This window comes from Streptomyces sp. NPDC029014, assembly GCF_055564695.1.
Window position 1 is genome coordinate 1 of sequence record NZ_JBVHVT010000210.1, and the last position, 2,149, is coordinate 2,149.

At 68.4% G+C, this 2,149-nt stretch carries 7 protein-coding genes; all 7 read left to right on the forward strand.

Going from position 1 to position 2,149, the window contains the following annotated elements; translation table 11 throughout:
* The coding region (locus tag ACZ4VL_RS40490) for a hypothetical protein (RefSeq protein WP_468211010.1) at window positions 1-303 on the forward strand (303 nt) is incomplete at its 5' end.
* Complete coding sequence (locus ACZ4VL_RS40495; RefSeq protein ID WP_362189789.1) at window positions 300-584, forward strand: helix-turn-helix domain-containing protein; 285 nt, start codon at window positions 300-302, stop codon at window positions 582-584. The genes ACZ4VL_RS40490 and ACZ4VL_RS40495, both read left to right, overlap by 4 nt.
* Complete coding sequence (locus ACZ4VL_RS40500) at window positions 581-805, forward strand: hypothetical protein (protein WP_362189792.1); 225 nt, start codon at window positions 581-583, stop codon at window positions 803-805. Before ACZ4VL_RS40495 ends, ACZ4VL_RS40500 begins: the two co-directional genes overlap by 4 nt.
* Entirely contained in the window at window positions 802-1,074 is a 273-nt protein-coding gene (locus ACZ4VL_RS40505; RefSeq protein WP_180885113.1) for a hypothetical protein, read from the forward strand. Before ACZ4VL_RS40500 ends, ACZ4VL_RS40505 begins: the two co-directional genes overlap by 4 nt.
* Window positions 1,071-1,334: a hypothetical protein gene (locus ACZ4VL_RS40510; RefSeq protein WP_362189796.1), complete on the forward strand. Its 264-nt coding sequence runs from the start codon at window positions 1,071-1,073 to the stop codon at window positions 1,332-1,334. The genes ACZ4VL_RS40505 and ACZ4VL_RS40510 overlap by 4 nt, the downstream gene beginning before the upstream one ends.
* 190 nt (window positions 1,335-1,524) lie before the next feature.
* Window positions 1,525-1,770, forward strand: coding sequence for a hypothetical protein (locus ACZ4VL_RS40515; RefSeq protein ID WP_064239334.1), 246 nt, complete (start codon window positions 1,525-1,527; stop codon window positions 1,768-1,770).
* 15 nt (window positions 1,771-1,785) lie between these two features.
* Complete coding sequence (locus ACZ4VL_RS40520; protein ID WP_468211016.1) at window positions 1,786-2,010, forward strand: hypothetical protein; 225 nt, start codon at window positions 1,786-1,788, stop codon at window positions 2,008-2,010.
* The last annotated feature ends 139 nt before the right edge of the window (window positions 2,011-2,149 follow it).

The following is a 2,149-nucleotide window of genomic DNA, read 5'->3' on the forward strand; positions in this document are numbered from 1 at the left end:
CGTGCCACCGTCGCCAACACGACCCTCAACGCTTTCCGCGATGCAGACCGGGTGCCCGACTGTGCGGCAGGCGTCACTGCGGCGCTGACGCAAAACTTCGAGCCGGCGCGCTGGCAGCTTTCCCTCGACGCGGCCGATGCCGTCCTGAGCGGCTCCTATGAGATTTCCCCGGCGGCATGCGTCCGGGCCAATGCGGTTGTCCCCCTGTCGACCGCAGACGGCAAAGAGCCGAGCACCTCCCCGGTGCTGGCCCGGGCGCAGTGCGTCATGCACGAACTGGCCTTCGTGGAGGTGGCGCCGTGATCACCGGCCTCCGTACTGAACCGCGCGCCGCGATGATCGGCGCACAGCGCCTGCCCCTGAGCCCCACCGAATCTAAGGTGCTGCAGCTGATCATCAATGCAGGTGACACCCCAATCAGCCGCTCCGCGCTGGAAGAGAGCCTGTATGGCGGTACCGGCCGTAAATCGAACACCGTCGAGGTGACCATTTGCCGCCTGCGCCAGAAGCTGGCCCAGCACGGCTACCGCATCAATGCCACCCGCAGCCGTGGCTACACGATCAGCCAGGCCGGTGCAGCATGATCGCCGCCATCACCTACCCCCTCGCACAGCGCGCGGCCGTCGCCGCCAAGGCAGCCGCTACGGCCGCCACTGGAATGGGCTTCGCACCGAACCTGGTCGCCGCAGCCGCTGACGTTGCCGCGCGCGCAGTGCTGGAGCGTCGCGCCAGCGCCGGCCGAGCCATCGCCGATGTGCGCAGGAGCCTCCGCCGCATGGTGCGCGCACAAGGCGGTGCTGCATGAGCGCCCCATCCAAGATCGCGGCCATCCGCCACGCGGTCAGCGCGCTGCACGGCGCCGCCGACGACGGTGCGGACACCCGCCGCTACGCCGACGCGCTGCAGGAAGCGGCCGAGGCCATTGATGCGCTCGTTGCAGCCGATGAGGACTACGACCAAGCGCGTGACCGATGGCTCAACTCGCCAAGCGATCACGAATCGTTCGAAGCGGCGCGCGAAGCCTGGGCGCGGCGCGCAGTTGCCCTCGCCCGCGTCAAAGGCGGTGCCGCATGAACGCCGCTGCTGAAGTGCTGGCGGCGAAGCTGGCCGGCCGCTGTGCAAACGGCCTCGAACGGGGACAGGGCACCAAGCTGCATGCGATCCCGTCCGCGCAAGTGCGGCGCCTTGGCGGATTCATCGAAGCGACCGGCAAGGCACTGTGCGGAGCAGCGCCTGGGCGCCGCTCTGTGGGCTGGACCGCGTGCGAATCGCATCCGGTGACCTGCCCTCGGTGCCAGCGCGCCCTCGCCCGTGGCAAAGGCGGTGAAGCATGAGGGCGCCAGCGATCAAGCTCCCAGCACCTGACCTGACGCCGGACCAGCGCGCGGCCTTGGAGCGCGCGAAGCGCCCCTGCCGGCATCCCTACCGCGTGTATTGCACGCACCAGGCGAGCGCGCAGCGTCAGCGCGAGGCGGAAGAGCAGCGCCAGCGCGTCGCGCCGAACCTGCACAGGTTGGTGCGCTGATGGACGGCCTGCATCCGATCGGCGGCGGCCTGGACGCGGTGATCGTCAGCACGGCCACGCCGACGCCTGAAGAGAGGCTGCAGCGGTACGCGGCAGCAGTTGCTGCCCACCCGTGCCGCTGGTTCTCGCTCCGCGTGCAGTTCGGCCAGATCCTGCAGCGCTCGCTCAAGAACGGCACACGGGTGGGCTACGCAGCGTGGCAACGGCAGATGCCGGCTCTCTGGCCCCGTGTACACATCAACTGACTGGAGAACCTTCGTATGCCGACCATCACTGTCGACGTCGACCTTGATGATTTCGATGACCAGGACCTCTTGGAGGAGTGCAGGGTTCGCGGTCTCAATGTGCTGCCCACTGCCCCTGCCGATTTGCCTGTTGCGGAGCTGGTTGTAGAGCGCGCCTATCTCGCGGCTCGCGCCATGACCGAACTTCCGCAGGAGCTGAAAGACCTGTTCTGGGTCGTGCATGGCCGCGCAATCGCATGACGTCGAAGGGCCGCCCGGGATGGACCTCCGCAACCAGCTCGACATCTTCGACCACGACCCAGCCCGCCTGGCCAAGGCCAACCGCGCCGCCGCCGAGCACGCACTGACCGATCCGTTCTTCTCCGCGAAGGTCCGTCAG

What these genes read in the sequence shown, in the direction of transcription:
- ACZ4VL_RS40500 (WP_362189792.1), top strand. Translation starts at nt 581, where the DNA reads ATGATCGCCGCCATCACCTACCCCCTCGCACAGCGCGCGGCCGTCGCC.
- ACZ4VL_RS40505 (WP_180885113.1), top strand. Translation starts at nt 802, where the DNA reads ATGAGCGCCCCATCCAAGATCGCGGCCATCCGCCACGCGGTCAGCGCG.
- ACZ4VL_RS40510 (WP_362189796.1), top strand. Translation starts at nt 1,071, where the DNA reads ATGAACGCCGCTGCTGAAGTGCTGGCGGCGAAGCTGGCCGGCCGCTGT.
- ACZ4VL_RS40515 (WP_064239334.1), top strand. Translation starts at nt 1,525, where the DNA reads ATGGACGGCCTGCATCCGATCGGCGGCGGCCTGGACGCGGTGATCGTC.
- ACZ4VL_RS40520 (WP_468211016.1), top strand. Translation starts at nt 1,786, where the DNA reads ATGCCGACCATCACTGTCGACGTCGACCTTGATGATTTCGATGACCAG.